Consider the following 26,201-nt stretch of genomic DNA (forward strand, 5'->3'; position numbering starts at 1 on the left):
GCTCCGCTCCTCTTTCCGAACCCGCGGAAATCGGGTACGACGGACAGGAAACCCGAGGAGGTGTCCATGTCCGCACCCACCCAGCGGCCCAAGGTCACCGAGCGCGAGGCCCGGCAGACCGCCGAGGCCGCGCGCGAGCAGGACTGGCACAAACCGAGCTTCGCCAAGGAACTCTTCCTCGGCCGGTTCCGCCTGGACCTCATCCACCCCCACCCGCTCCCCGCCGACGAGGACGTCCGGCGCGGGGAGGCCTTCCTCGCGACCCTCCGGACGTTCTGCGAGAACCGGATCGACGGCGCCCGCATCGAGCGCGAGGCCCGCATCCCCGACGAGACGATCACCGGGCTCAAGGAGATCGGCGCGCTCGGGATGAAGATCGACCCGGCGTACGGCGGTCTCGGCCTCACCCAGCTGTACTACAACCGCGCCCTGGCCCTCGTCGGCTCCGCGAGCCCCGCCGTCGGCGCCCTGCTCTCCGCGCATCAGTCGATCGGCGTACCGCAGCCGCTGAAACTCTTCGGCACCCAGGAGCAGAAGGACGCGTTCCTGCCCCGCCTCGCCCGTACCGACCTCTCCGCCTTCCTCCTCACCGAGCCCGACGTCGGCTCCGACCCGGCCCGCCTCGCCACCACCGCCGTGCCGGAGGACGGGGGCGACACGTACGTCCTCGACGGCGTGAAGCTGTGGACCACCAACGGCGTCGTCGCCGACCTCCTCGTCGTCATGGCCCGCGTGCCCGCCTCCGAGGGCCACCGCGGCGGCATCACCGCCTTCGTCGTCGAGGCCGACTCGCCCGGCATCACCGTCGAGCACCGCAACGCCTTCATGGGGCTGCGCGGCCTGGAGAACGGCGTCACCCGCTTCCACCGCGTCCGCGTCCCGGCCGGAAACCGCATCGGCCCCGAGGGCAGCGGCCTGAAGATCGCCCTCACCACCCTCAACACCGGCCGCCTCTCGCTCCCCGCGGCCTGCGCGGGCGCCGGCAAATGGTGTCTGAAGATCGCCCGCGAATGGTCGGGCGTCCGCGAGCAGTGGGGCAGGCCCGTCGCCCGCCACGAGGCCGTCGGCACCAAGATCTCCTTCATCGCGGCCACCACCTTCGCCCTGGAGGCCGTCGTCGACCTCGCCTCCCAGCTGGCCGACGAGGACCGCAACGACATCCGGATCGAGGCGGCCCTCGCCAAGCTGTACGGCTCCGAGATGGCCTGGCTCATCGCCGACGAACTGGTCCAGATCCGCGGCGGCCGGGGCTACGAGACCGCCGACTCCCTCGCCGCCCGCGGCGAGCGCGCGGTCCCCGCCGAGCAGCTCCTGCGCGACCTGAGGATCAACCGGATCTTCGAGGGCTCGACCGAGATCATGCACCTGCTGATCGCCCGCGAGGCGGTCGACGCCCACCTCTCCGTCGCCGGCGACCTCATCGACCCCGACACCTCCCTCGCCGACAAGGCCAGGGCCGGTGCGCGGGCCGGCGGCTTCTACGCCCGCTGGCTGCCCGGACTCGTCGCCGGGCCGGGGCAGCTGCCGGGGGCGTACGGAGAGTTCGGCGACCTCGCAGGACACCTCCGGTACGTCGAGCGGACCTCCCGCAAGCTCGCCCGCTCGACCTTCTACGCGATGTCCCGCTGGCAGGGCCGCATGGAGCTCAAGCAGGCCTTCCTCGGGCGGATCGTCGACATCGGCGCGGAGCTCTTCGCGATGAGCGCCGCCTGCGTACGGGCCGAACTCCTCCGCACCACCGGCGACCACGGCCGGGAGGCGCACGAGCTCGCGGACGCCTTCTGCCGGCAGGCCCGGCTGCGGACCGAGGAGCTCTTCGGCCGCCTCTGGTCCAACACCGACGACCTCGACCGGCGGATCGTCGACGGCGTCCTCGACGGCCGGTACACCTGGCTGGAGGCCGGCATCGTCGACCCCGGCGACGACGGCCCGTGGATCGCGGACGCCACCCCCGGCCCCGCGACGGGGGAGGACGTCCACCGCCGCATCCCCTGAGCGCCCCGCCCACGCCGTCTCCGGCGTCCCCGCCGACGCCCTGCCCGCGCCGTCTCCGGCGTCCCCGCCGACGCCCTGCCCGCGCCGTCTCCGGCGTCCCGCCGACGCCCCGCCCGCGCCGTCGCCGAGCCCCGCCCGCGTTCCGCCATGCGGAACGCGGGTCCGCCCGGCGGGGCGGAACGGCAGGATGAGGGGCGTGACCGTCATCGACATCCCCGGCTCCAAGTCCGTCACCGCCCGCGCGCTCTTCCTCGCCGCCGCGGCGGAGGGCACCACCACCCTCCTGCGGCCGCTCGTCTCCGACGACACCGAGGGCTTCGCCGAAGGCCTCACCGCCCTCGGGTACGCCGTCCGCCGCGAGCCCGACGCCTGGCACATCGAGGGCCGCCCCGCGGGCCCCGGCGCGGACACCGCCGAGGTCTACTGCCGCGACGGCGCCACCACCGCCCGCTTCCTGCCCACCCTCGCCGCCGCGGGCCGCGGCACGTACCGCTTCGACGCCTCCGCCCAGATGCGGCGGCGCCCCCTCGCCCCCCTGACGGAGGCCCTGCGGACCCTCGGCGTCGACCTCCGGCACGGCGAGCAGGAGGGCCACCACCCGCTCGACGTCCACGCCCGCGGCGTGAAGGGCGGCGCGCTCACCCTCGACGCCGGGCAGTCCTCCCAGTACCTGACGGCCCTGCTCATGCTGGGCCCGCTCACCGCCGAGGGCCTCGACATCACCGTCACCGACCTGGTCTCGGAGCCGTACGTCGAGATCACCCTCGCGATGATGCGGGCCTTCGGCGCCGACGTACGCCAGGACGGCCGTACGTACCGGGTCGCCCCCACCGGCTACCGGGCGAGGACGTACGGCATCGAGCCCGACGCCTCCACCGCCAGCTACTTCTTCGCCGCGGCCGCCCTCGAACCGGGCCGCTCCGTCACCGTCCCCGGCCTCGGCACCGGCGCCCTCCAGGGCGACCTCGCCTTCGTCGACGTCCTGCGCCGCATGGGCGCCGACGTCGAGGTCACCGACACCGGCACGACCGTCCGCTCCACCGGCACCCTGCGCGGACTTACCGTCAACATGCGGGACATCTCCGACACCATGCCGACCCTCGCCGCGCTCGCCCCCTTCGCCGACGGCCCCGTCCGCATCGAGGACGTCGCCAACACCCGGGTCAAGGAGTGCGACCGCCTCGACGCCTGCGCCGAGAACCTCCGCCGCCTCGGCATCACCGTCCACACCGGCCCCGACTGGATCGAGATCCACCCCGGCACCCCCACGGGACCCGTCGAGATCGCCACCCACGGCGACCACCGGATCGTCATGTCCTTCGCCGTCACCGCCCTGCGCACCCCCGGGATCACCTTCGACGACCCCGGCTGTGTGAAGAAGACGTTCCCCGACTTCCACCGGGTCTTCGACGCGTTTGTCCACACCCCGTGAAGTCCGCACAGCGTTTGGGGCAAGAATGGGGGGCATGAGCGACCGCCCCTCTCCTCTCGCCGATCCCCATATCGCCTTCGACGTGTCCGAAGGACGCCGGGACATCGTCGTCCTCGGCTCGACCGGGTCCATCGGCACGCAGGCCATCGACCTGGTGCTGCGCAACCCCGACCGTTTCCGGGTCACCGCCCTGGCCGCCTCCGGCGGCCGGGTCGGACTGCTCGCCGAGCAGGCGCACCGGTTGAAGGTCGCCGCGGTCGCGGTCGCCCGCGAGGAGGCGCTGCCCGAGCTGCGCGAGGCGCTGAAGGCGCTGTACGGCTCCGAGCCGCTGCCCGAGCTCCTGGCCGGGCCGGACGCGGCCACCCAGCTCGCCGCCTCCGCGTGCCACACCGTGCTCAACGGCATCACCGGCTCCATCGGTCTCGCGCCCACGCTCGCCGCGCTCGAAGCCGGCCGCACCCTCGCCCTCGCCAACAAGGAGTCGCTGATCGTCGGCGGCCCGCTGGTCAAGGCGCTCGCCAAGCCGGGTCAGATCATCCCGGTCGACTCCGAGCACGCGGCCCTCTTCCAGGCGCTCGCCGCCGGCACCCGCGCCGACGTCCGCAAGCTGGTCGTCACCGCCTCCGGCGGCCCCTTCCGCGGCCGTACGCGCGAGCAGCTGGCGCATGTCACCCGCGAGGACGCGCTGGCCCACCCGACCTGGGCCATGGGCCCGGTGATCACGGTGAACAGCGCCACCCTGGTGAACAAGGGCCTGGAGGTCATCGAGGCGCACCTGCTGTACGACATCCCCTTCGACCGCATCGAGGTCGTCGTGCACCCCCAGTCGTACGTGCACTCGATGGTGGAGTTCACGGACGGCTCGACGCTCGCCCAGGCGACCCCGCCCGACATGGGCGGCCCCATCGCCATCGGCATCGGCTGGCCCGAGCGCGTCCCGGACGCGGCGCCCGCCTTCGACTGGACCAAGGCCTCCACCTGGGAGTTCTTCCCGCTCGACACCGAGGCCTTCCCGTCGGTCGGCCTCGCCCGGCACGTCGGCACACTGGGCGGCACGGCCCCCGCCGTCTTCAACGCGGCGAACGAGGAGTGCGTCGAGGCGTTTCTCGCCGGTCGGCTGCCGTTCAACGGAATCATGGATACGGTCACAGCGGTCGTCGCGGAGCACGGTGTTCCCGGTACGGGAACCTCCCTCACCGTCCCGGACGTCCTCGAAGCGGAGACCTGGGCACGGGCCCGGGCCCGTGAACTCGCAGCGAAGGCAACGGCGGAGGCGCGCGCATGACCGAAGTGCTCTTGTACACGCTGGGCATCGTGCTGTTCGCCCTCGGCCTCCTCGTCTCCATCGCGTGGCACGAGCTGGGCCATCTCTCGACCGCCAAGCTCTTCGGCATCCGTGTGCCGCAGTACATGGTCGGCTTCGGCCCCACGATCTGGTCGAAGAAGCGGGGCGAGACCGAGTACGGCATCAAGGCCGTCCCGGCCGGCGGCTACATCCGCATGATCGGCATGTTCCCGCCGGGCGAGGACGGCAAGATCGAGGCCCGCTCCACCTCGCCCTGGCGCTCGATGATCGAGGACGCCCGGGAGGCCTCGTACGAGGAGCTCCAGCCGGGTGACGACTCGCGGCTCTTCTACACGCGCAAGCCGTGGAAGCGCGTGATCGTGATGTTCGCCGGACCGTTCATGAACCTGGTCCTGGCGGCGGCGCTCTTCTTCGGCTCGATGATGACGCTGGGCATCGAGGGCCAGACGACCAAGGTCGCCGGCGTCCAGAAGTGCGTCATCAAGCAGAGCGAGAAGCGCGAGACGTGCGTGGCGGGGGACCCCGTCTCCCCGGCCTTCCGGGCCGGCCTGAAGGAGGGCGACAAGATCGTCGCCTTCAACGGCGCGCCGGTGGCGGACTGGGACACGCTCTCGGACCGCATCCGCGACACCATCGGGGCGGCGACCATCACCGTCGAGCGGGGCGGCCAGCGCGTCGACCTGCACCCGACGCTCGTCTCCAACAAGGTGCCGATGAAGGACGAGGACGGCCAGGTCGTCCAGCCGCTCCAGTACATCGACGCCGGTTATCTCGGCTTCGCCTCGAAGACCGAGGTCGGCGCACTCACGTTCGGCGAGACCACCGAACGGATGTCCGACCTCCTGGAGAACGGCGTCCACTCGGTCGTCGCCCTTCCCGGCAAGATCCCCGGCCTCTGGGACGCCACCTTCGGCGACGGGGAGCGCGCCTCGGACTCCCCGGTCGGTGTCGTCGGCGCCGCCCGGCTCACCGGCGAGCTCATGACCGTCGACGCTCCGCCGGAGCGGATCCTCGTGATGTTCATGAACCTGCTGGTGTTCTTCAACGTCTCGTTGTTCCTGTTCAACATGCTCCCGCTGCTGCCGCTCGACGGCGGACACATCGCGGGCGCCCTGTGGGAGTCCGTCCGCCGGCACACGGCCCGGATCTTCAAGCGCCCCGACCCGGGTCCGTTCGACGTGGCCAAGCTGATGCCCGCCGCGTACGTGGTGGCCGGTGTCTTCGTCTGCTTCACGCTGCTCGTCCTCGCCGCCGACATCGTCAACCCGGTACGACTGACATAGCCGCGGACGGAGCTCCGCAGGCAGCTCCGCGAGCAGCTCCCCCGGGGGGCTCGGACCCGCTGGTGTCCGGCCCCCCACCCCAAGGGCGGTAACCTCGGAGACCTGAGACCGCCGACGCACAACCTTGAGGTTGCACAGAAGATGACCGCGATTGCTCTCGGTATCCCGACCGTCCCGACCCGGCTCGCCGAGCGGCGCAAGAGCCGGCAGATCCAGGTCGGCAGCGTGGCCGTCGGCGGTGACGCCCCCGTCTCCGTGCAGTCGATGACGACGACCCGCACGTCCGACATCGGCGCCACGCTCCAGCAGATCGCCGAGCTGACCGCCTCCGGCTGCCAGATCGTGCGCGTGGCCTGCCCCACGCAGGACGACGCGGACGCGCTCGCCACGATCGCCCGGAAGTCGTCGATCCCGGTCATCGCCGACATCCACTTCCAGCCGAAGTACGTGTTCGCCGCGATCGACGCGGGCTGTGCGGCCGTCCGCGTCAACCCGGGCAACATCAAGCAGTTCGACGACAAGGTCAAGGAGATCGCGAAGGCGGCCGGCGACGCCGGCACCCCGATCCGCATCGGCGTCAACGCCGGTTCGCTCGACGCGCGGCTCCTGAAGAAGTACGGCAAGGCCACTCCCGAGGCGCTCGTCGAGTCCGCCCTCTGGGAGGCGTCCCTCTTCGAGGAGCACGGCTTCCGCGACATCAAGATCTCGGTCAAGCACAACGACCCGGTCGTGATGGTCGAGGCCTACCGCCAGCTCGCCGCCCAGTCCGACTACCCGCTGCACCTCGGCGTCACCGAGGCGGGCCCGGCGTTCCAGGGCACGATCAAGTCGGCGGTCGCCTTCGGCGCCCTGCTCTCCCAGGGCATCGGCGACACGATCCGCGTCTCGCTCTCCGCGCCGCCGGTCGAGGAGATCAAGGTCGGCATCCAGATCCTGGAGTCGCTGAACCTGCGCCAGCGCCGCCTGGAGATCGTCTCCTGCCCGTCCTGCGGCCGCGCCCAGGTCGACGTCTACAAGCTCGCCGAGGAGGTCACCGCCGGCCTCGACGGCATGACCGTCCCGCTGCGCGTTGCCGTCATGGGCTGCGTCGTCAACGGCCCGGGCGAGGCCCGCGAGGCCGACCTCGGCGTCGCCTCCGGCAACGGCAAGGGCCAGATCTTCGTGAAGGGCGAGGTCATCAAGACCGTCCCCGAGTCGAAGATCGTCGAGACCCTCATCGAAGAGGCCCTCAAGATCGCCGAGCAGATGGAGAAGGACGGCGTCGCCAGCGGCGAGCCGACCGTCGCCATCGCGGGCTAGCACGCGGAACCATCCACGAAACCCCTCCGCCCCACCGGGCGGAGGGGTTTCGCGCGTCCGGGAGCCCGTCACCCCCGGGCCGGCGAGTGAGCCGAAGGGGCGCGCCGGGCTCACGGCCCCGAGCGCGCGGAGCCCCCGACGAAGGAGGGGGCGAGCACGGTCGGGGCCGTGAGCCCGGCTGAAGCGCCCCGGAGGCGAACCGAGCCCAAAAAAACGCCACAGGGGTAAAGTGCGGAGACCAGCAGATCCGTACCGTGAGGCCCCCTCGTGTTGACAGAGACCACCACCCGGGTCCTCGAACCCGCCGATCTCGGTGCCGCCCTGGCCGTCCTGGAGAGCGCCCCCGTCGAGAACGCGTTCGTGACCGCCCGCGTCCAGGTCGCCGGGCTCGATCCCTGGCGGCTCGGCGGCGAGATGTGGGGCTGGTACCACGAGGGCCGACTCCGCTCGCTCTGCTACTCCGGCGCCAATCTCGTCCCCCTCTGTGCCACCCCCGAGGCCGTCCGCGCCTTCGCCGACCGGGCCCGCAGGATCGGCCGCCGCTGCTCGTCCATCGTCGGCCCCGTCGAGCCCACCGCCGAGCTGTGGCGGCTCCTGGAGCCCAGCTGGGGCCCGGCGCGGGACGTCCGTGCCCGTCAGCCCGTGATGGTCACCGAGGAGCCGTCCGTCACGGTCGCCCCCGATCCGCTGGTCCGCCGCGTCCGCAAGAACGAGATGGACGCGATCATGCCCGCCTGCGTGGCGATGTTCACCGAGGAGGTCGGCGTCTCGCCGCTCGCCAACGACGGGGGACTGCTCTACCAGGCCCGGGTCGCCGAGCTCGTCGGCGCGGGCCGCTCCTTCGCCCGCATCGAGGACGGCAAGGTCGTCTTCAAGGCCGAGATCGGCGCCGCGACCCGCCTGGCGTGCCAGATCCAGGGCGTCTGGGTCGCCCCCGAGCACCGCGGCAAGGGCCTGTCGGAGACGGGCATGGCCGCCGTCCTCCAGTACGCCCTCGCCGACGTCGCACCCGTGGTCAGCCTGTACGTCAACGACTACAACACCCCCGCCAGGGCCTCGTACCGCCGCGTCGGCTTCCGGGAGACCGGCGCCTTCATGAGCGTGCTGTTCTGAGCCCCCAGCCGCTTGTAAGGTGCGCCGCATGGATGACGCACAGGTCGTGATCGGACCGGTCAATCTCGCCGCCCGGGTGGACGAGGCCCTCGCCGTGCAGGCGGTCGCCTTCGGCCTGGACCAGGACGAGGTCGCCGTACGCCGCCACATCGTGCTGCGCCACCTCATGAGCCCCGGCGCCCGCGCCTACGGGGCCCTGACACCGGACGGCCGGCTCGTCGGCTTCGTGTACGGCATGCCCAACGACCGTACGCACTGGTGGTCCACCGTCGTGGAGCCGTACCTGCGCGCCACGGGCTCCGCCGACTGGCTCGACGGCTCGTTCGTCATCACCGAGCTCCACGTCCACCCCCACTTCCAGGGCCGCGGCGTGGGCCGCGAACTGATCACCACGATCACCGACACGGCCGCCGAGCCGCGCTCGATCCTCTCCGCGATCGACACCGACTCCCCGGCGCGCGGGCTCTACCGCGCCCTCGGGTACGACGACCTCGCCCGCCAGGTGCGCTTCCCGAGCGCCGCCCGCCCCTACGCGGTGATGGGCGCACCGCTGCCCCTCCTGCGACGGAACTGATTTCTCCGAGGCGGGGCGGCCCGGCTAACCTCGGGCCATCATCCTTACCCCGGCAGGAGTACGAGAACCATGGCCAACGCACCGGTCCAGCGCATGTCGAAGTTGATGGCGAAGACGCTGCGCGACGACCCGGCGGACGCCGAGGTCCTCAGCCACAAGCTCCTCGTCCGCGCCGGCTACGTGCGCCGCACCGCCGCCGGCATCTGGAGCTGGCTGCCCCTCGGCAAGAAGGTCCTCGCCAACGTCGAGCGCATCGTCCGCGAGGAGATGGACGCCATCGGCGCGCAGGAGGTCACGCTGCCGGCCCTGCTGCCCCGCGAGCCCTACGAGGCGACGGGCCGCTGGGACGAGTACGGCGCCGAGCTCTTCCGCCTCCAGGACCGCAAGGGCGGCGACTACCTCCTCGGCCCGACCCACGAGGAGATCTTCACCCTGCTGGTGAAGGACCAGTGCTCGTCCTACAAGGACCTGCCGGTCATCCTGTACCAGATCCAGACCAAGTTCCGCGACGAGGCCCGTCCCCGCGCCGGCATCCTGCGCGGCCGCGAGTTCCTCATGAAGGACTCGTACTCCTTCGACACGGAGGACGAGGGCCTGGCCCAGTCCTACGCCCTGCACCGCCAGGCCTACCAGCGGGTCTTCGAGCGCCTCGGCCTCGACTACCGCATCGTCGCCGCCACCGCCGGCGCGATGGGCGGCTCGAAGTCCGAGGAGTTCCTCGCCCCGGCCGAGGCCGGCGAGGACACCTTCGCCGACTGCCCGAACTGCGACTTCGCGGCGAACACCGAGGCGATCTCGTACGAGCTCAAGCCGGTCGACGGCTCGGCCGTCGCGGCCGCCGAGGAGATCCCCACCCCGGACACCCCGACGATCGAGACCCTGGCCGCCTCCCTCGGCGTCCCGGCCTCCGCCACGCTGAAGAACCTCCTGGTGAAGGTCGACGGCGAGATCGTCGCCGTGGGTGTCCCCGGCGACCGCGAGGTCGACCTGGGCAAGGTCGAGGAGCACTTCGCGCCCGCGACCGTCGAGATGGTCACCGAGGCCGACTTCGCCGAGCGCGCGGACCTCGTGCGCGGCTACGTCGGCCCGCAGGGCCTGGAGAAGGTGACGTACATCGCCGACCCGCGCGTCGCGCCGGGCACGGCGTGGATCACCGGCGCCAACAAGGCCGGGACGCACGCGAAGAACGTCGTCGCGGGCCGTGACTTCGAGGTCGACGAGTACGTCGACGTCGTCGTCGTGCTGGAGGGCGACCCGTGCCCCAAGTGCGGCACCGGCCTGAAGCTGGACCGCGCCATCGAGATCGGCCACATCTTCCAGCTGGGCCGCAAGTACGCCGACGCCCTCAAGCTCGACGTCCTCGGCCAGCACGGCAAGCCGGTCCGCGTGACCATGGGCTCGTACGGCATCGGCGTCTCGCGCGCCGTGGCCGCGCTCGCCGAGCAGACCGCCGACGAGAAGGGCCTGTGCTGGTCCGCCGAGGTCGCCCCGGCCGACGTCCACGTCGTCGCCGCCGGCAAGGCCCTCCAGACCGAGCTGGCCCTGGAGGTCTCCGACAAGCTGGCCGCCGCCGGGCTGCGCGTCCTGGTCGACGACCGCGCGGGCGTCTCCCCGGGCGTCAAGTTCACCGACGCGGAGCTCATCGGCGTCCCGAAGATCCTGGTCGCGGGCCGCCGCTCCGGCGAGGGCGTCGTCGAGCTGAAGGACCGCCGCACGGGCGAGCGCGAGGAGCTCACGGTCGACGAGGCGATCGCCCGCCTCACCGCGTAGGACCCACGACGGAGCGGGGGGCGGAGCCTGGTCGGCCCCGCCCCCCGCTTCGCGTCGCCCGGGCTCAGACCGGGGTGTCGTCCGTCTTCGGGGACGGCTCCACCGACGCGCCGGTCAGATCCTCGACCGCCTCCGCCGCGTCCACCAGCCCCTTCAGGAACGCCTCGCCGAGCGGCAGCACGGGCTCCGCGTCCACCGGCTCCGCGTCCGCACCCGCGGCCACCGGCTCGGCGTCCGCCACCGGCTCCGCACGCGTGGCCGCCACCGGCTCCGTACCCGCGGTCACCGGCGGGGGAGCCGCCACCGCCCCGGCCGCCGGAGGCGCCGGCGCGGCGCGCTCCAGGAACCTCAGCAGTTCCACCGGGATCGGCAGCACCAGCGTCGAGTTCTTCTCCGCCGACACCGCCATCACCGTCTGCAGCAGCCTCAGCTGGAGCGCCGCCGGCTGCGCGGACATCACTCCCGCCGCCTCCGCCAGCTTCTTCGAGGCCTGGAGCTCCGCGTCCGCGTTGATCACCCGCGCCCGCCGCTCCCGGTCCGCCTCCGCCTGCCGCGCCATCGAGCGCTTCATCGTCTCCGGCAGCGACACGTCCTTGATCTCGACCCGGTCGATGGCGACGCCCCAGCCCATCGCCGGGCTGTCGAGCATCAGCTCAAGGCCCTGGTTGAGCTTCTCCCGGTTCGACAGCAGGTCGTCCAGATCGCTCTTGCCGATGATCGACCGCAGCGACGTCTGCGACATCTGCGAGACCGCGAACCGGTAGTCCTCCACCGCCACCAGCGCGTCCGCCGCGTCGACCACCTTGAAGTACACGACCGCGTCCACCCGCACCGTGACGTTGTCCCGGGTGATGCCCTCCTGCGCTGGCACCGGCATCGTGACGATCTGCATGTTGACCTTGTGGAGGCGCTCGGCGATCGGCAGGATCATCGTGAATCCGGGCGAGCGCACCTCGTCGCGCAGCCGGCCGAAGCGGAACACGACTCCGCGCTCGTACTGCTTCACCACCCGGGCCGCCGCGCCCGCGTACACCGCGACCGCCGCACACGCCCCGGCCGCCGCCACCAACAGCTCTTGGATCATCACGGCCCCCTGGAATCGAGCCGAACGCTACAAAAAGGGTATTCCCCTACAGCCAGCTCGCGAACTCCAGAAGCAGCTCGGCGTCCTGCCGCCGCCCCGCCGTGAGCGCCCGCGTCCCCGACTCGACCGCGCGGAACAGGGTCCAGCCGCGCAGCCGCTCCCGGTCCATGTCCAGGGAGTCCGCCAGCTTGTTCACCCGCCGCCGGGCCGTCGAGGCGCCCGCCGACGCGCCCACCAGGTCCTCCACCCGGTCGCGGACGAGCCGGGCCAGGTCGTACGCGCGCTCGCCGACGAGCGGCTCGGGCCCGACGGCCAGCCAGGGCGCCCGGTCGCCGGCCAGCACCTTGCCCTGGCGGAAGCAGCCGTGCAGCAGCAGCGCCTCCTCCGGGGCGGCCACCAGCTCCTCGCGCGCGGCGAGCGCCGCCGCCGTCAGCTCACCGGTCGCCGGGTCCGCCCGGTACGGCTCCATCGCCGCGGCCTGCCGCCCGGTCCGCTCGGCCACCGACTCGAAGCCGTGCCCGGCCGGCGGCTCCACCCACAGCTTCCGTACGGCCCCCGCCGCCTCCAGGAGCGCCTTGGCCTCCGGCAGGGAGCGCAGCGACACCTCGGGGTGCAGCCGTTCGAGGACGAGTCCGCCGTCGGCGGTCTCGTCGAGCAGCCGGACGGCGCCCCAGCCGTTCCAGTGCGCCAGCGCGTCCCGCTCCAGGTCGGGGCGGGCGAGCGGCGGCGCGATCTTGAGGGCGGCGGGGGAGTCGTCGGAGCGCCGTACGAGGAGGACCAGACTGCTCCGCCCACCGGGGGCCATCACCCGCTCGGCGCCGAGCGACGCCCGGTCGAGCGTGGTCCGCGCGTGCTCCGGCAGCGGACCGAGCCACTCGGTCGCCGCGGTGTCCCCGTACGTCTCGCCGAGCGCCCGTACGAGTCGCTCCGGCGGTTCGAAAGCCATGCGTGCGTTGTCCTTCTGACGTTCGGTGGGCCCCCGGTCGGGGATGGACTCACACCCGCTCGGCGAGCCCAGGAAAGGTTACGTCGCTGCCGCGCCAGCGGACCGCGCGTACCGCCGCCTCCCGCAGCGCGGCGGCCGCGTCGCGCCGCAGCGGGCCCTCGGAGGCCCTGACGAGGTCGGAGTAGACCCCGGCCACCCGGTCCTCCAGGACGGCCGCGAGGCGCACGGCGCCCGCCGCGTCGGCGACCCGGAACGGCAGCTCGTAGGCGGCCGCCGCGACCACCGGCGCGCCGCCGAGATCCCGCACGGTGCGGCGCAGGGCGTCCCGGCGGGCCCGGTGGGCCTCGTACGCGGCGGTGGCCTCCGCCTTGCGCTCCGTACCGATCCGGCCGCCGACGACCCCGTACCCGTAGACCGCCGCGTGTTCGGCGGCCAGGGCCGCCTGGGCGGCGTCGAGGGCGCTCATGCCGGTGCTCCTTCGGTCAGCAGGTAGGCGTGCGCGGCGCCCGCCGCCGCGACGGAGGCGAGCAGTCGCGCGTACTCGGGCGGGGCCGTGAGCAGGGCGTTCGTGTGCTGCTCGGAGGCCTTGCGCTCGGCCGCCGCGAGCTCCTTGAGCGCCGCGCGGGGGTCGGCCGCGACGGGTACGGCCGATACAGAAGCCGACGCGGACGCGGACGCCGATGCCGATACAGAAGCCGGTGCCGATGCCGATACAGAAGCCGACGCCGACGGCGGTGTCGACGGGGCGGCCGTCGCGGGCTTCGCCGTCGTACCGTCCTCGCCCAGGGCCTTCGCGTGCGCCGCCACCGAGCGCCGCAGCGGCGTCAGCCGGGGCGCGAGGGCGGGATGCGCCGCGAGCGCCGCGTCGTAACGTTCCAGCAGGTCCCGCGCGGCGGTCACCGAGCGGAGTCGCAGCGCCGCCTCGGCGCGCGCCACCCGTTCGGCCTCCAGTTCGGCGGCGCTCGGCTTCCGCGGAGCCTCGCCGCCGCCGGAGGAGGTGCAGCCCACGAGAGCCGTCGCTCCCGCCGCCGCGCCCGCCTGGAGGAGTGCGCGCCTGCCCGTCGTCGTCACGCTCTCTCCCTCGTCCGTCGTCCGTCGTCGAAGATCGTCGAGATCACCGCAGGCGAGCGTACCCGCGGGCCCCGGGGCGGTGGACGGCAACACCCTCCGGGACCGGATACCCTTTGGTCTGACACGCGACGACACGCGACGAAACCACAACAGCACACGCGGCCGAGGAGTCACCCGGATGAGCACCACCCAGAGCGACAGGCTGCGCGGACTCCTTGAGCCGCTCGTCCACGCGAAGGACCTGGATCTGGAAGAGATCGAGGTGTCCCGGGCCGGCCGTCGTGGACTGGTGCGCGTGGTCGTCGATTCGGAAGAGGGCGTGGAGCTGGACGTCTGCGCCGAGCTGAGCCGTGAGATCTCCGAGAAGCTCGACGAGACCGACGTGATGGGCGAGGGCGAGTACGTCCTCGAAGTCAGCTCCCCCGGCGCCGACCGCCCCCTGACCGAGCACCGCCACTACGTGCGGGCGACCGGTCGGCTGGCCAAGCTCCAGCTCGTCGAGGGCGACGAACTCGTCGCCCGGATCCTCGCCGTGGACGAGGACGGCCTCGACCTCGAAGTGCCGGGTGTGAAGGGGCGCAAGCCCACCGCCCGCCGGGTCGAGTTCGCCGAGATCGCCAAGGCGCGTGTCGAGATCGAGTTCAACCGCAAGGACAAGAAGGAAGAGGAGGCGTAGCCGTGGACATCGACGTGAAGCTGCTCAAGGGCTTGGCGAATGAGAAGGAGATCTCCTTCGACCTGCTGGTCGAGGCGATCGAGTCGGCCCTCCTCATCGCGTACCACCGCACCCCCGACGCCCGCCGCCACGCGCGTGTGGAGCTGAACCGGCAGACCGGTCACGTGACGGTGTGGGCGAAGGAGGACCCCTCCGAGCTGGAGGAGGGCCAGGAGCCCAAGGACTTCGACGACACCCCGTCGGACTTCGGCCGGATCGCGGCGAGCACCGCCCGCCAGGTGATCCAGCAGCGACTGCGGGACGCCGAGAACGACGTGACGTTCGGCGAGTACGCGCGCCGCGAGGGCGACGTCGTCGCCGGTGTGGTGCAGCAGGGCAAGGACCCGAAGAACGTCCTCGTCCGTCTCGACGACAAGCTGGAGGCCATCCTCCCGGTGCAGGAGCAGGTGCCCGGCGAGGACTACGCGCACGGTCTGCGACTGCGCACGTACGTCGTCCGGGTGGCTCGCGGTGTCCGCGGTCCGTCCGTCACCCTCTCGCGCACGCACCCCAATCTGGTGAAGAAGCTCTTCGCGCTGGAGGTGCCGGAGATCGCCGACGGTTCCGTCGAGATCTCGGCCATCGCCCGTGAGGCGGGTCACCGCACCAAGATCGCCGTGCGGTCCACCCGTTCGGGCCTCAACGCCAAGGGCGCCTGCATCGGCCCGATGGGCAGCCGCGTCCGCAACGTGATGGCGGAGCTGCTCGGCGAGAAGATCGACATCGTCGACTGGTCGGACGACCCGGCCGACATGGTGGCGAACGCGCTCTCCCCGGCGCGGGTCTCCAGGGTCGAGATCGTCGACCTGGCCGCCCGGTCCGCGCGCGTGACGGTGCCCGACTACCAGCTGTCGCTGGCGATCGGCAAGGAGGGCCAGAACGCCCGCCTCGCCGCGCGCCTCACCGGCTGGCGGATCGACATCCGTCCGGACACGGAGCCGACCGGTCCGCAGGACTGAGACCGTTTTTGGCCAACAGCTGTTCGATTCTTGCCCCGAACGGGTGAGGTCGGTACGGGGAGGTAGACTTAATCGTGTCTGGCCGGACGCAAGCCCGCGTATGCCCTGAACGAACCTGTGTGGGATGTCGGGAGCGAGCGGCCAAGAGCGATCTACTGCGGATCGTGGTGAATAAGGACGAGTGTGTTCCGGATCATCGCGGTACGCTGCCCGGCCGGGGTGCGTACCTGCACCCCGCCGTGGTCTGTCTCGACCTGGCGGTCCGCCGCCGAGCGTTCCCGAGGGCCTTCAAGGTCCAGGGCCCGCTCGAAACCGCGGAACTCCGTCACCACGTCGAGCGGTCGGCACCGCAGTGAAGAAGTACGGCACGGATCACCGTGCGGTCAGGTACCTCGCGAGTTGGAAGTAGGTCGAGATTGCGATGAGCACTCGATGAGTACGCGATGAGTACGCCCATGAAGTAGCGACGGTCCGGCGGTAACCGGACCTAAAAGGAGCGATGTGGCTAAGGTCCGGGTATACGAACTCGCCAAGGAGTTCGGCGTAGAGAGCAAGGTCGTCATGGCCAAGCTCCAAGAACTCGGTGAATTCGTCCGTTCGGCGTCCTCGACTATCGAGGCGCCGGTCGTGCGCAAGTTGACTGACGCTTTGCAGGGTCCCGGCGGCAACGCCGGCAAGACCGCTGCCAAGCCCGGCGCGCCCCGCAAGGCAGCGCCCTCCCCCGCCGCGCCCAAGCCGGCGCCGGCATCCCCCGCGCCGTCCCCGGCGCAGGCTGTACGTCCCTCGGCCCCGAAGCCTGGAGCGCCCGCCCCGGCGGCGCCCAAGCCCGTGGTCGCGGAGAAGCCCGCCGCGGCGCCCACCTCGGGCTCGCGGCCCACCCCGGGTCCGAAGCCCCCGGCCCCGCAGAAGCCTGCGCCGGCCTCCCCGGCTCCGACGACTCCGGAGTTCACCGCGCCTCCGTCGGCTCCGGCCGCCGGTCAGCAGCGTCCCGCCGGCGCGACCCCGGGCCCGCGCCCGGCCGCCCGCCCCGCCCAGCAGGCCCCGCGCCCGCAGGGTCAGGGTCAGGGTGCCCCGCGTCCGCAGGGCCAGGGCGCCCCGCGTCCGGGCGGTGCCCGTCCGGCCGGTCCGCGTCCGGGCAACAACCCGTTCACCTCGGGTGGCTCCACCGGCATGGCGCGCCCGCAGGCGCCCCGCCCCGGTGGCGGCGCCCCGCGTCCGCAGGGCGGCCCCGGCGCCGCTCCGGGCGCTCCGCGTCCGCAGGGTGGCCCCGGTGGCGCCCCGCGTCCGCAGGGTCAGGGCGGCGCGCGTCCCACCCCCGGTGGCATGCCCCGCCCGCAGGCTCCCCGTCCGGGCGGCGCGCCCGGCGGTAACCGTCCGAACCCGGGCATGATGCCGCAGCGTCCCGCTGCCGGCCCGCGCCCCGGTCCTGGCGGTCGTGGTCCCGGTGGCCCCGGCGGCCGTCCGAGCGGTCCCGGCGGTGGCGGCGGCGGTCGTCCCGGCTTCGCCGGTCGTCCGGCCGGTCCCGGCGGCGGCGGTGGCGGCTTCGCCGGCCGTCCCGGTGGTCCCGGTGGTGGCGGCGGCGGTCGTCCGGGTGGTCCCGGTGGTGGCGGCGGCTTCGGCGGTCGTCCCGGCGGCTTCGCCGGTCGTCCCGGTGGCCCGGGTGGCCGTGGTGGCACGCAGGGCGCCTTCGGTCGCCCCGGCGGTCCCGCGCGTCGTGGTCGCAAGTCGAAGCGTCAGAGGCGCCAGGAGTACGAGGCCATGCAGGCCCCGTCCGTGGGCGGCGTGATGCTTCCCCGCGGTGGCGGCGAGGTCATTCGCCTGTCGCGCGGTGCGTCCCTCACCGACTTCGCCGAGAAGATCGGCGCCAACCCGGCGTCGCTCGTCGCGGTGATGATGAACCTCGGCGAGATGGTCACGGCGACGCAGTCCGTCTCCGACGACACGCTGACGATGCTCGGCGAGGAGATGAACTACACCGTTCAGATCGTCTCGCCGGAGGAAGAGGACCGCGAGCTCCTCGAGTCCTTCGACATCGAGTTCGGCGAGGACGAGGGCGGCGAAGAGGCTCTGGTCTCCCGTCCGCCGGTCGTCACCGTCATGGGTCACGTCGACCACGGTAAGACCCGACTTCTCGACGCGATCCGCAAGACGAACGTCGTCGCGGGCGAGGCCGGTGGCATCACCCAGCACATCGGTGCCTACCAGGTCGGTACCGAGGTCAACGGCGAAGAGCGTCGCATCACCTTCATCGACACCCCGGGTCACGAGGCGTTCACCGCCATGCGTGCCCGTGGTGCGAAGTCGACCGACATCGCGATCCTCGTGGTCGCGGCCAACGACGGCGTCATGCCGCAGACGATCGAGGCGCTCAACCACGCCAAGGCCGCCGGCGTCCCGATCGTCGTCGCGGTCAACAAGATCGACGTCGAGGGTGCCGACCCGACCAAGGTCCGCGGTCAGCTGACCGAGTTCGGTCTGGTGGCCGAGGAGTACGGCGGCGACACGATGTTCGTCGACATCTCCGCCAAGCAGGGTCTGCACATCGACTCCCTGCTGGAGGCCGTCGTCCTCACCGCCGACGCCTCGCTCGACCTCCGGGCCAACCCGGACCAGGACGCGCAGGGTATTGCGATCGAGTCCCACCTCGACCGTGGTCGTGGTGCCGTCTCCACCGTCCTCGTCCAGCGCGGAACGCTGCGCATCGGCGACACCGTGGTGGTCGGCGACGCGTACGGCCGCGTCCGGGCGATGCTCGACGACAAGGGCAACAACGTCGAGGAGGCGACCCCGTCGACTCCCGTCCTGGTGCTCGGTCTCACCAACGTGCCGGGTGCCGGCGACAACCTCCTGGTGGTCGACGAGGACCGTACGGCGCGTCAGATCGCCGAGAAGCGCGCTGCGCGTGAGCGCAACGCCGCCTTCGCCAAGCGCGTCCGCCGGGTGTCCCTCGAGGACCTCGACAAGGTGCTCAAGGCCGGTCTCGTCCAGGAACTCAACCTCATCATCAAGGGCGACGCGTCCGGTGCGGTCGAGGCCCTCGAAGCCTCGCTGCTCCAGCTCGACGTCGGCGAAGAGGTCGACATCCGTGTCCTGCACCGCGGTGTGGGTGCGGTCACCGAGTCGGACATCGACCTGGCCATGGGCTCCGACGCCATCGTCATCGGCTACAACGTCCGTGCGGCCGGCCGTGCCGCGCAGATGGCGGAGCGCGAAGGCGTCGACGTCCGGTACTACTCGGTGATCTACCAGGCCATCGAGGAGATCGAGGCGGCCCTGAAGGGTCTCCTCAAGCCGGAGTACGAAGAGGTCGAGCTCGGTACGGCGGAGATCCGCGAGGTCTTCCGCTCGTCCAAGCTGGGCAACATCGCCGGTGTTCTCATCCGCTCCGGCGAGGTCAAGCGCAACACCAAGGCGCGCCTCGTCCGCGACGGCAAGGTCATCGCCGAGGACCTCACGATCCACGGTCTGCGCCGCTTCAAGGACGACGTCACCGAGATCCGCGAAGGCTTCGAGGGTGGTATCAACCTCGGAAACTTCAACGACATCAAGATCGACGACGTCATCGCGACGTACGAGATGCGCGAGAAGCCCCGCGCCTGATCGCGTCCGATCGCAGCAGTGAGCCGGGGCCGGTCGGTGGAAGTAATTCCGTCGATCGGCTCCGGCCGTTGCGTGTACGGTTCTGGTGACCCTGCCGAGCGACGGCCCGGCAGGCCACCGAACCCGAACCGGCGGGACATCCGGCACCGCATGTACGTGGGGACTCTGTCCTTCGATCTGCTCCTCGGTGACGTTCACTCGCTGAAGGAGAAACGCTCCGTGGTCCGCCCCATCGTCGCCGAGCTCCAGCGAAAGTTCTCTGTGAGCGCGGCCGAGGTCGGCGACCAGGACCTCCACCGCAGAGCCCTGCTGGGCGTCGCGCTGGTGTCCGGGGACCCGGGGTTCGTATCGGACGTGCTCGACCGCTGTGAGCGGCTCGTCGCCGCGCGTCCCGAGGTGGAGCTGCTGTCGGTGCGCCGCAGGCTCCACACTGATGAAGACTGATTGAGCAAGGCAAAGAAGGAGAAGGACCAGTGGCCGACAACGCGCGGGCGAAGAAGCTGGCAGACCTCATTCGGGAGGTGGTCGCCGAGAAGCTGCAGCGTGGCGTCAAGGACCCCCGCCTGGGTACGCACGTGACCATCACCGACACCCGCGTCACCGGTGACCTGCGGGAGGCCACGGTCTTCTACACGGTCTACGGCGACGACGAGGAGCGGGCGAGCGCCGCGGCCGGCCTGGAGAGCGCCAAGGGCGTCCTCCGTTCGGCCGTGGGCCGTGCGGCGGGGACCAAGTTCACCCCGACCCTGACGTTCATCGCCGACGCCCTCCCGGAGAACGCCAAGACGATCGAGGACCTCCTCGACAAGGCGCGGGCCTCGGACGCGCAGGTGCGGGAGGCGTCCTCGGGCGCCGCCTTCGCCGGCGAGGCCGACCCCTACAAGAAGCCGGGCGAGGACGAAGCCGCCGAATGAGCAACGCAGCAAAGACGCCCGACGGCCTTGTCATCGTCGACAAGCCGTCGGGCTTCACTTCGCATGACGTCGTGGCCAAGATGCGCGGGATCGCCAAGACCCGCCGCGTGGGCCACGCGGGCACGCTCGACCCCATGGCCACGGGCGTCCTCGTCCTCGGCGTGGAGCGGGCGACCAAGCTCCTCGGTCACCTCGCGCTGACCGAGAAGGAGTACCTGGGCACCATCCGCCTGGGTCAGACCACGATCACCGATGACGCCGAGGGCGAGATCACGGCGTCGGTCGACGCTTCGAAGGTCACCCGGGAGCAGATCGACGCGGGCGTGGCCGAGCTGACCGGCGCCATCATGCAGGTGCCGTCGAAGGTCTCCGCGATCAAGATCGACGGCAAGCGGTCGTACGCGCGCGTGCGCGGCGGCGAGGAGTTCGAGATCCCGGCCCGCCCGGTCACCGTCTCCTCCTTCCAGGTGTACGACGTCCGCGAGGCGGAGGCCGAGGACGGCACGGCCGTCGTCGACCTCGTCGTCTCCGTCGTCGTCTCCTCCGGTACGTACGTCCGGGCCCTGGCCCGGGACCTCGGTGCCGGGCTCGGAGTGGGCGGTCATCTGACCGCGCTGCGCCGCACCCGCGTCGGCCCGTACAAGCTGGACGCGGCCAGGACCCTGGAACAGCTCCAGGAGGAGCTCACGGTCATGCCGGTCGCCGAGGCGGCCGAGGCCGCGTTCCCGCGCTGGGACGTCGACGAGAAGCGGGCCAAGCTGCTCCTGAACGGCGTCCGGCTGGAGATGCCGTCCTACCCGGCGGGTCCGGTCGCGGTCTTCGGACCCGAGGGGACGCTGCTCGCGCTGGTCGAGGACCAGCGGGGGAAGGCCAAGAGCCTCGCCGTCTTCGGCTGAGGCGGCCGGGGCGAGCGAAGCTCACCGCTGCGGGGCGGGCACGTGCTACGTGCCCGCCCCGCAGTGCTTTGCCTGAGATTCACCCCATCGGGGAGGCGCTCGGAGTGAAACGGGGAGCGCCGGGGGGCGCGTTTCCCGACTCGCTTCTCCGGGTGATCACCGGCGACCTACCGTCGACACCATGGGACGCGGGGACCTGGCGACGCTGGTGGAAATCTGTGATCCGGCAGGCCGGCCGCGCGGTACCGGATTCCTCGCCGACCATCACGGCACCGTCGTCACCAGTCATGAGGCAGTCGACGGGCTCGCGCGCATCGTCCTGCACGCCCCCGGCGACCTGAGCTGGCTCGCCGAGGCCGAGGCCGTCACCGCCCTGCCGGAGAGCGGCCTCGCGCTCGTACGGACCGAAGGGCTCGGCGTCCGCCCCGTCGCGCTCGCCACCCGCCCCGAGATCGAACCCGGTACGTACGTACGGATCGCCGCCCACGGCTGGCGCGAGGCGCGGGTCCTCGGCCCCGCCGCCGTCACGTACACCGCATCCGACCGCTTCCACGTCCTCGCGGACGCCCTCGAACTCGCCATCGGCACCGAGGGCGCCGAGGCGCTCCGCATCGGCGGCCGGGCGGCGGGCGGCCCCGTCCTCGACACCGCCACCGGCACGGTCGTCGCCGTCCTCGGCACCGCCCTGCACGGCGAGCGCCCCGCCGCCGGATACGCGGTGCCGCTGCGGCCCGACGGCCCGCTCGCCGCCCTCCTGCGGCGCAACGCCGCCACCGTCCCCGCCTACGGGCCCGACCTCAACCTCGCCGGAATCCTGGAGCTCACCGCCACCTCGACCGGACCCGCCAGGGAACCCGACCCCTGGCCCGAGCCCGTCGAACGCCCCGAGTGCGTCCGGGAGTTCGCGCGCTTCGAGGCCGGGGAGTCGCTCGTCCTCGCCGTCGTCGGCGCCCCCGGCACCGGCCGCACCACCGCCCTCGCCGCACTCTGCGCCCGCCGCGCCCGGGGCGTCGCCCCCGCCCCCACGGTCCGGCTGCGCGGCGCCGACCTGCGCGCCGAGGACCACTCCCTCGCCGACGCCGTCGGCCGCGCCCTGCGCCAGGCGGGCCGGATCGTCGCCGCCTCCGGGGCGCTCGGCGACACCGCGACCGCCACCCCGGAGCGGGCCGCCTCGCTCGCCCGGGAGGCGGGCCGCCCGCTCCTCGTCGTCCTCGACGGCCCCGAGGAGATGCCGCCGCTCCTCGCCCACCGCCTCGCCGACTGGACGACGGCCACCGAGCAGTGGCTGCGCGCCCACGGGGCACGCCTGGTCACGGCCTGCCGCCCCGAGCACTGGGCCCTCGCCGGCGCCCTCTACGGCCCGTGGGCCCTGCACCGGCCGGCGACACCCACCGGGGACGGCCTGCCCGCGGCCCTCGTGCTCGGCCCGTACAACGAGACGGAGGCGCGGGCCGTCCGGCAGGGGTACGGGATCGGGGAGACCGACCTCGCCGAGGCGGACGCCCGCCATCCGCTCGCCCTGCGGCTGCTCGCCGAGGTGCGGGCGGCGCTCCCGGGCGAGGTGCCGGGGCGGCCGGGCCGGGAGGAGATCTTCACGGCCCATCTGGACCTGATGTGCCTGCGCGTCGCCGTCCGGGTCGCCGCGGGCTCCCGCCCCCTCGTCCGGGGGACCGCCGTACGGCTGCTCACCGCCCGGGTCGCCGGCCAGGTCCACGAGGCCGCCCGCCGCTGTCTCGGCCCGGGCCACGGCGTCCTCGACCGCGCCTCCTTCGAGGAGCTGTTCCCGTGGCGCGAGGGCTGGGCCTCGGCCGTCCTCACCGAGGGCCTCCTCGTCCCCGCGGGCTCCGGCTACCGCTTCGCCCACGAGGAACTCGCCGACTGGCTCCAGGCCGCCCACCTCGACCTGGACACGGCCCTGCACGCACTGGTCCACAGCCGGGCGGAGGACCCGAACCGGGCGGGGCGGGGGAGGGGTGCGGGGCCGGCTCCCGAGTACGGCGCCGGTCCGGGCGCCGACGCGGGTGCGGGGAGTGGGCTCCTCCCGGGGCCTGGTGCCGCTTGGGGGTCGGGTGCGGCTCCGGGGCCGGGTGGCGCTCTGGGGGCCGGTTCCGTTCCGGGGCACGGTTCCGTTTCGGGGTTCGGTGCGGTGCCCGGGGGTGATTCCGGCGCGTGGGCCGACTTCGGTCCCGGCTCCGGTGGTGCGACCGTGCGGGACGTCGCTCCCGGGGGCGGTTCCGTTTCGGGAAGCGGTGCGGATCCCTGGGACGGGGGCCCGCCGGACGGGGCGCTCGTGGCCCTGGGGGGCGCGCCCGTCGCCGTACCCGACCGGGTCGGGCGCGTGCCCGTGCCCGTGCCGCCCGCGCGCGCCGCCGGTCCGGGGGCTTCTCAGGGGAGCGCCCCGGCCTCCGTCGACGTGCCCCGGCAGCGGACCGCCGCAGTCGCCGAGTCCGCGGCCGATCACCTCCCCGTGCCCCGGCACCGCATCGGCCCCGTCCTCCAGGCGCTGCTGCGCCTCCACCGCGAGCACGGGCCGGCCGCGCTCGCCCCGCGCCTCGCCGCGCTCGTCGAGTCCCTCGACCGGTTCGTGGACGGTGACGGTGACGGGAGCGGGAGCGGGGGCGGGGACTGGGACGGGGGCGGGGCCGCGGTCGCCGACGCCGCCTGGTGGGCGGGCCGCCTGTTCGGGGAGACCGTGCGCCGGGTGGGCGACCCGCGGCCGTATCTGCCCGTCCTCCGGTTCCTCGCCGACCGGATCGGCGACCGGCGAGCACGGCACCCGGTCTTCGCCGGCTTCGGCACCGCGTTCTGGCAGGGGCTCCCGCTCTGCGAGGACGAGCGGATCGACCTGCTGCGACGGCTCGTGCCCGCCGACCCGCCGCCGGGCGGGGCCGAGGACGGCGGCCGGTGCCTCGACACCGTCGCCGGGCTGCTCGTCGCCGACCCCCGGGGCGTCCAGCCGCTGCTGTGCCGCTGGTTCGGCGACGAACGCCCCCTGCCCGCCGCCCCGCACGCCACCGTCGCCACCGCCGCCCAGGCCCTCCTGCACACCCATCGGAGCCTCGCCGTCGACGACCTCTGCGAGGCGCTCGTGTCCACCGCCCACCCGCTCGCCGACGGGCTGCTCACCTCCCTCGCCGAGGACGAGCCCTCCGCGCTCTGCCGGGCCGTCGACCGCTGGGCCCACGACGACGGCCGCCCCGAGCGCCGGGTCGCCGCCGCCGCGTACGGACACCTCGTCGCCGGGCGCCTCACCGCCCCCGCCGACCGCGAGCTCCTCCGCTACGCCGCCCTCGCCCTGCTCGCCCGCCCCGCCGACCAGGCCCTCCACGGCCCCGCCCTCGGCCTGCTCGTCCGCGACCCGCACACCCGCGCCCGCCATCTGCCCCGCGCCATCGCCGAGCCCCGGGTGCCCGCGTCCGCCCTCGCCGAGGCCCTCGCGACCCACCCGGGGCCGGTCCTCACCGCCTTCAGGTCCCGGCTGCACGGCACGGGCGAGGAGGCCGCCGCCGCGCTGCGCGCCCTCGCCGAGATCGACACGCCCGCCCTCACCCGCCGCGTCGCCGCCCTCGTCCGCGACTACGTCGCCCGCCTGCCCGAGGGCGCCGGGCACGTGGCCCGCTACGTCGACCGGCGGTTCGAGGACGGCCCGGCCGCCCGTGCCGTCCTCTTCCCCCTCGTGTCGGGGCTGATCCGGGGCCGCCCCGCCGTGGTCCGCCGCGCCCTCGCCCCCGTGCTCGCCGCCCCCGGCACGGGCGCCTCCCGCCATCTGCGGGCCGAGCTGCTCGACGCCCTCCTGGAACACGAGCGGTACGAGGCCGAGACCGGCGAGCTCTCCGTCCTGGACGCCCTCCTGACGGCCGCGGCCGAGGGCGCCGGACGGCTCAGCGAGCCCCGCACCAGGGAGCTCGTCCACCGGGCCGCCGCCCTGTACACCCGTACCCCCGAAGGCGCCGGACGGCTCGACCGGGCCCTGGCCGGGCTCTCCCGCGAGCATCCCGGCTTCGCCGCTCTCCTCATCGGCTGGACCGTCGCCGTACCGGGGGAGTGGGCCCCGCTGCTCGGTCCCGAGACCCTCCGGGTGCTGCGGAGCCCCGGCACTTCCATGCCGATGCGTACCGACGGGCGTGGGCATGGCAGTCTTAGACCTGCGTAATCGGCGAACAGGCGGACGAGGAGCGGTCACAGTGCAGCGCTGGCGTGGCTTGGAGGACATCCCCCAGGACTGGGGGCGCAGCATCGTCACCATCGGCTCCTATGACGGGGTGCACCGCGGGCACCAGCTGATCATCGGGCGCGCCGTCGAGCGCGCCCGGGAACTCGGCGTCCCCTCGGTCGTGGTCACCTTCGACCCGCACCCCTCCGAGGTCGTGCGGCCCGGCAGCCACCCGCCGCTGCTCGCCCCGCACCACCGGCGAGCCGAGCTGATCGCGGGCCTGGGTGTGGACGCGGTGCTCGTGCTGCCGTTCACCGCCGAGTTCTCGCAGCTCTCCCCGGCGGACTTCATCGTCAAGGTGCTCGTCGACAAGCTGCACGCCAGGGCCGTCATCGAGGGCCCCAACTTCCGCTTCGGGCACCGGGCCGCCGGGAACGTCGCGTTCCTCGCGGAGCTCGGCGAGACGTACGACTACGAGGTCGAGGTCATCGACCTGTACGTCAGCGGCACGGCCGGCGGCGGTCAGCCCTTCTCGTCCACCCTCACCCGCCGGCTCGTCGCCGAGGGCGACATGGCCGGAGCGGCCGAGATCCTGGGCCGCCCGCACCGCGTCGAGGGCATCGTGGTCCGCGGCGCGCAGCGCGGCCGCGAGCTGGGCTTCCCGACGGCCAACGTCGAGACCCTGCCGCACACGGCGATCCCGGCGGACGGCGTCTACGCGGGCTGGCTGACGGCCGCGGGCGAGCGCATGCCGGCGGCGATCTCCGTCGGCACGAACCCGCAGTTCGACGGCACGGAGCGGACCGTCGAGGCGTACGCGATCGACCGCGAGGGCCTCGACCTGTACGGACTGCACGTGGCCGTGGACTTCCTGACGTACGTGCGCGGCATGCTCAAGTTCGACACCCTGGACGACCTGCTCCAGGCGATGGCGGCGGACGTGAAGCGGAGCCGCGAGCTGACGGAGACGTACGACCGCGAGAACCCGGCCTCCTAGGGCCTGTCCGGCGGATCATGGCCGGGGTCGCCGCCACCGGGCGACGGGGAGTTCTCGTCGGAGGCGGCGCCGTCGGGCAGGCCCGAGGCGCCGT

At 73.0% G+C, this 26,201-nt stretch carries 21 protein-coding genes; 17 read left to right on the plus strand and 4 right to left on the minus strand.

Translation table 11 applies throughout. The annotated features are described in order from the left end of the window. Nucleotides 1-66 precede the first annotated feature (66 nt). From ACFC0G_RS31420 to ACFC0G_RS31455, 8 genes are all read left to right on the plus strand, one after another. Nucleotides 67-1,995: an acyl-CoA dehydrogenase family protein gene (locus ACFC0G_RS31420; RefSeq protein ID WP_376409685.1), complete on the plus strand. Its 1,929-nt coding sequence runs from the start codon at nt 67-69 to the stop codon at nt 1,993-1,995. Between the two features lie 196 nt (nt 1,996-2,191). Then, entirely contained in the window at nt 2,192-3,427 is a 1,236-nt protein-coding gene (gene aroA / locus ACFC0G_RS31425; protein WP_376409688.1) for a 3-phosphoshikimate 1-carboxyvinyltransferase, read from the plus strand. Nucleotides 3,428-3,461: 34 nt separating this feature from the next. Next, nucleotides 3,462-4,712: a 1-deoxy-D-xylulose-5-phosphate reductoisomerase gene (gene dxr / locus ACFC0G_RS31430; protein ID WP_376409691.1), complete on the plus strand. Its 1,251-nt coding sequence runs from the start codon at nt 3,462-3,464 to the stop codon at nt 4,710-4,712. Further along, on the plus strand, nt 4,709-6,016 hold the full coding sequence (locus tag ACFC0G_RS31435) for an RIP metalloprotease (RefSeq protein ID WP_376409694.1): 1,308 nt from the start codon (nt 4,709-4,711) through the stop codon (nt 6,014-6,016). The genes dxr and ACFC0G_RS31435 overlap by 4 nt, the downstream gene beginning before the upstream one ends. Nucleotides 6,017-6,157: 141 nt before the next feature. Next, the gene (gene ispG / locus ACFC0G_RS31440) at nt 6,158-7,315 is read left to right on the plus strand and encodes a flavodoxin-dependent (E)-4-hydroxy-3-methylbut-2-enyl-diphosphate synthase (RefSeq protein ID WP_024755628.1); all 1,158 of its coding nucleotides are present in this window, start codon (nt 6,158-6,160) and stop codon (nt 7,313-7,315) included. A gap of 267 nt (nt 7,316-7,582) precedes the next feature. After that, on the plus strand, nt 7,583-8,428 hold the full coding sequence (locus tag ACFC0G_RS31445; RefSeq protein ID WP_376409698.1) for a GNAT family N-acetyltransferase: 846 nt from the start codon (nt 7,583-7,585) through the stop codon (nt 8,426-8,428). Nucleotides 8,429-8,456: 28 nt separating this feature from the next. Then, nucleotides 8,457-9,002, plus strand: a complete 546-nt coding sequence (locus ACFC0G_RS31450) for a GNAT family N-acetyltransferase (protein WP_376409701.1) — start codon at nt 8,457-8,459, stop codon at nt 9,000-9,002. 69 nt (nt 9,003-9,071) lie between these two features. Continuing rightward, on the plus strand, nt 9,072-10,772 hold the full coding sequence (locus ACFC0G_RS31455; RefSeq protein ID WP_376409704.1) for a proline--tRNA ligase: 1,701 nt from the start codon (nt 9,072-9,074) through the stop codon (nt 10,770-10,772). A gap of 64 nt (nt 10,773-10,836) precedes the next feature. Here ACFC0G_RS31455 and ACFC0G_RS31460 read toward each other — a convergent pair whose 3' ends face one another. The 4 genes from ACFC0G_RS31460 to ACFC0G_RS31475 are packed head-to-tail and all read right to left on the minus strand — an operon-like array spanning nt 10,837 to nt 13,873. Further along, entirely contained in the window at nt 10,837-11,856 is a 1,020-nt protein-coding gene (locus ACFC0G_RS31460) for a slipin family protein (RefSeq protein ID WP_376409707.1), read from the minus strand. A gap of 46 nt (nt 11,857-11,902) precedes the next feature. Further along, nucleotides 11,903-12,802 (minus strand): aminoglycoside phosphotransferase family protein, encoded by a 900-nt coding sequence (locus ACFC0G_RS31465; RefSeq protein WP_376409710.1) that lies wholly within the window; start codon nt 12,800-12,802, stop codon nt 11,903-11,905. A gap of 49 nt (nt 12,803-12,851) precedes the next feature. Further along, nucleotides 12,852-13,268, minus strand: a complete 417-nt coding sequence (locus ACFC0G_RS31470) for a ferritin-like domain-containing protein (RefSeq protein ID WP_376409713.1) — start codon at nt 13,266-13,268, stop codon at nt 12,852-12,854. Next, nucleotides 13,265-13,873: a hypothetical protein gene (locus ACFC0G_RS31475; RefSeq protein WP_376409716.1), complete on the minus strand. Its 609-nt coding sequence runs from the start codon at nt 13,871-13,873 to the stop codon at nt 13,265-13,267. The genes ACFC0G_RS31470 and ACFC0G_RS31475 overlap by 4 nt, the downstream gene beginning before the upstream one ends. Before the next feature lie 178 nt (nt 13,874-14,051). On the opposite strand from ACFC0G_RS31475, the gene rimP reads away from it, so the two are divergent. The 9 genes from rimP to ACFC0G_RS31520 all read left to right on the plus strand — a co-directional run bounded on the left by rimP (nt 14,052) and on the right by ACFC0G_RS31520 (nt 26,107). Then, nucleotides 14,052-14,549: a ribosome maturation factor RimP gene (gene rimP / locus ACFC0G_RS31480; RefSeq protein WP_376409718.1), complete on the plus strand. Its 498-nt coding sequence runs from the start codon at nt 14,052-14,054 to the stop codon at nt 14,547-14,549. Between the two features lie 2 nt (nt 14,550-14,551). After that, nucleotides 14,552-15,547, plus strand: a complete 996-nt coding sequence (gene nusA / locus ACFC0G_RS31485; RefSeq protein WP_376409721.1) for a transcription termination factor NusA — start codon at nt 14,552-14,554, stop codon at nt 15,545-15,547. Between the two features lie 74 nt (nt 15,548-15,621). Beyond that, on the plus strand, nt 15,622-15,903 hold the full coding sequence (locus ACFC0G_RS31490) for a YlxR family protein (RefSeq protein ID WP_376409724.1): 282 nt from the start codon (nt 15,622-15,624) through the stop codon (nt 15,901-15,903). A 145-nt stretch (nt 15,904-16,048) separates the two neighbouring features. Continuing rightward, nucleotides 16,049-19,147, plus strand: coding sequence for a translation initiation factor IF-2 (gene infB / locus ACFC0G_RS31495; protein WP_376409726.1), 3,099 nt, complete (start codon nt 16,049-16,051; stop codon nt 19,145-19,147). A gap of 150 nt (nt 19,148-19,297) precedes the next feature. Next, nucleotides 19,298-19,591, plus strand: a complete 294-nt coding sequence (locus ACFC0G_RS31500) for a DUF503 domain-containing protein (RefSeq protein WP_125746257.1) — start codon at nt 19,298-19,300, stop codon at nt 19,589-19,591. Between the two features lie 29 nt (nt 19,592-19,620). Beyond that, on the plus strand, nt 19,621-20,061 hold the full coding sequence (rbfA, locus tag ACFC0G_RS31505) for a 30S ribosome-binding factor RbfA (RefSeq protein ID WP_267046149.1): 441 nt from the start codon (nt 19,621-19,623) through the stop codon (nt 20,059-20,061). Further along, nucleotides 20,058-20,957 (plus strand): tRNA pseudouridine(55) synthase TruB, encoded by a 900-nt coding sequence (gene truB, locus ACFC0G_RS31510; protein ID WP_376409730.1) that lies wholly within the window; start codon nt 20,058-20,060, stop codon nt 20,955-20,957. The genes rbfA and truB overlap by 4 nt, the downstream gene beginning before the upstream one ends. Before the next feature lie 181 nt (nt 20,958-21,138). Next, nucleotides 21,139-25,110 carry a trypsin-like peptidase domain-containing protein gene (locus tag ACFC0G_RS31515; protein ID WP_376409732.1) on the plus strand — a complete coding sequence of 1,324 codons (3,972 nt, stop codon included), beginning with the start codon at nt 21,139-21,141 and terminating at the stop codon, nt 25,108-25,110. Nucleotides 25,111-25,141: 31 nt separating this feature from the next. Continuing rightward, complete coding sequence (locus ACFC0G_RS31520; protein ID WP_376409735.1) at nt 25,142-26,107, plus strand: bifunctional riboflavin kinase/FAD synthetase; 966 nt, start codon at nt 25,142-25,144, stop codon at nt 26,105-26,107. Nucleotides 26,108-26,201: the final 94 nt, after the last annotated feature.

The sequence above is a fragment of the Streptomyces sp. NPDC056169 genome, assembly GCF_042268445.1.
Taxonomy (GTDB): Bacteria; Actinomycetota; Actinomycetes; order Streptomycetales; family Streptomycetaceae; genus Streptomyces.

Excerpts from the sequence above, each read along its gene's own strand:
- ACFC0G_RS31450 (WP_376409701.1), top strand. The coding sequence starts at position 8,457 with ATGGATGACGCACAGGTCGTGATCGGACCGGTCAATCTCGCCGCCCGG.
- ACFC0G_RS31515 (WP_376409732.1), top strand. The coding sequence starts at position 21,139 with ATGGGACGCGGGGACCTGGCGACGCTGGTGGAAATCTGTGATCCGGCA.
- dxr (WP_376409691.1), top strand. The coding sequence starts at position 3,462 with ATGAGCGACCGCCCCTCTCCTCTCGCCGATCCCCATATCGCCTTCGAC.
- ACFC0G_RS31420 (WP_376409685.1), top strand. The coding sequence starts at position 67 with ATGTCCGCACCCACCCAGCGGCCCAAGGTCACCGAGCGCGAGGCCCGG.
- ACFC0G_RS31460 (WP_376409707.1), bottom strand. The coding sequence starts at position 11,856 with ATGATCCAAGAGCTGTTGGTGGCGGCGGCCGGGGCGTGTGCGGCGGTC.
- ACFC0G_RS31465 (WP_376409710.1), bottom strand. The coding sequence starts at position 12,802 with ATGGCTTTCGAACCGCCGGAGCGACTCGTACGGGCGCTCGGCGAGACG.
- ispG (WP_024755628.1), top strand. The coding sequence starts at position 6,158 with ATGACCGCGATTGCTCTCGGTATCCCGACCGTCCCGACCCGGCTCGCC.
- truB (WP_376409730.1), top strand. The coding sequence starts at position 20,058 with ATGAGCAACGCAGCAAAGACGCCCGACGGCCTTGTCATCGTCGACAAG.
- ACFC0G_RS31500 (WP_125746257.1), top strand. The coding sequence starts at position 19,298 with ATGTACGTGGGGACTCTGTCCTTCGATCTGCTCCTCGGTGACGTTCAC.
- ACFC0G_RS31470 (WP_376409713.1), bottom strand. The coding sequence starts at position 13,268 with ATGAGCGCCCTCGACGCCGCCCAGGCGGCCCTGGCCGCCGAACACGCG.
- ACFC0G_RS31455 (WP_376409704.1), top strand. The coding sequence starts at position 9,072 with ATGGCCAACGCACCGGTCCAGCGCATGTCGAAGTTGATGGCGAAGACG.
- ACFC0G_RS31435 (WP_376409694.1), top strand. The coding sequence starts at position 4,709 with ATGACCGAAGTGCTCTTGTACACGCTGGGCATCGTGCTGTTCGCCCTC.
- rimP (WP_376409718.1), top strand. The coding sequence starts at position 14,052 with ATGAGCACCACCCAGAGCGACAGGCTGCGCGGACTCCTTGAGCCGCTC.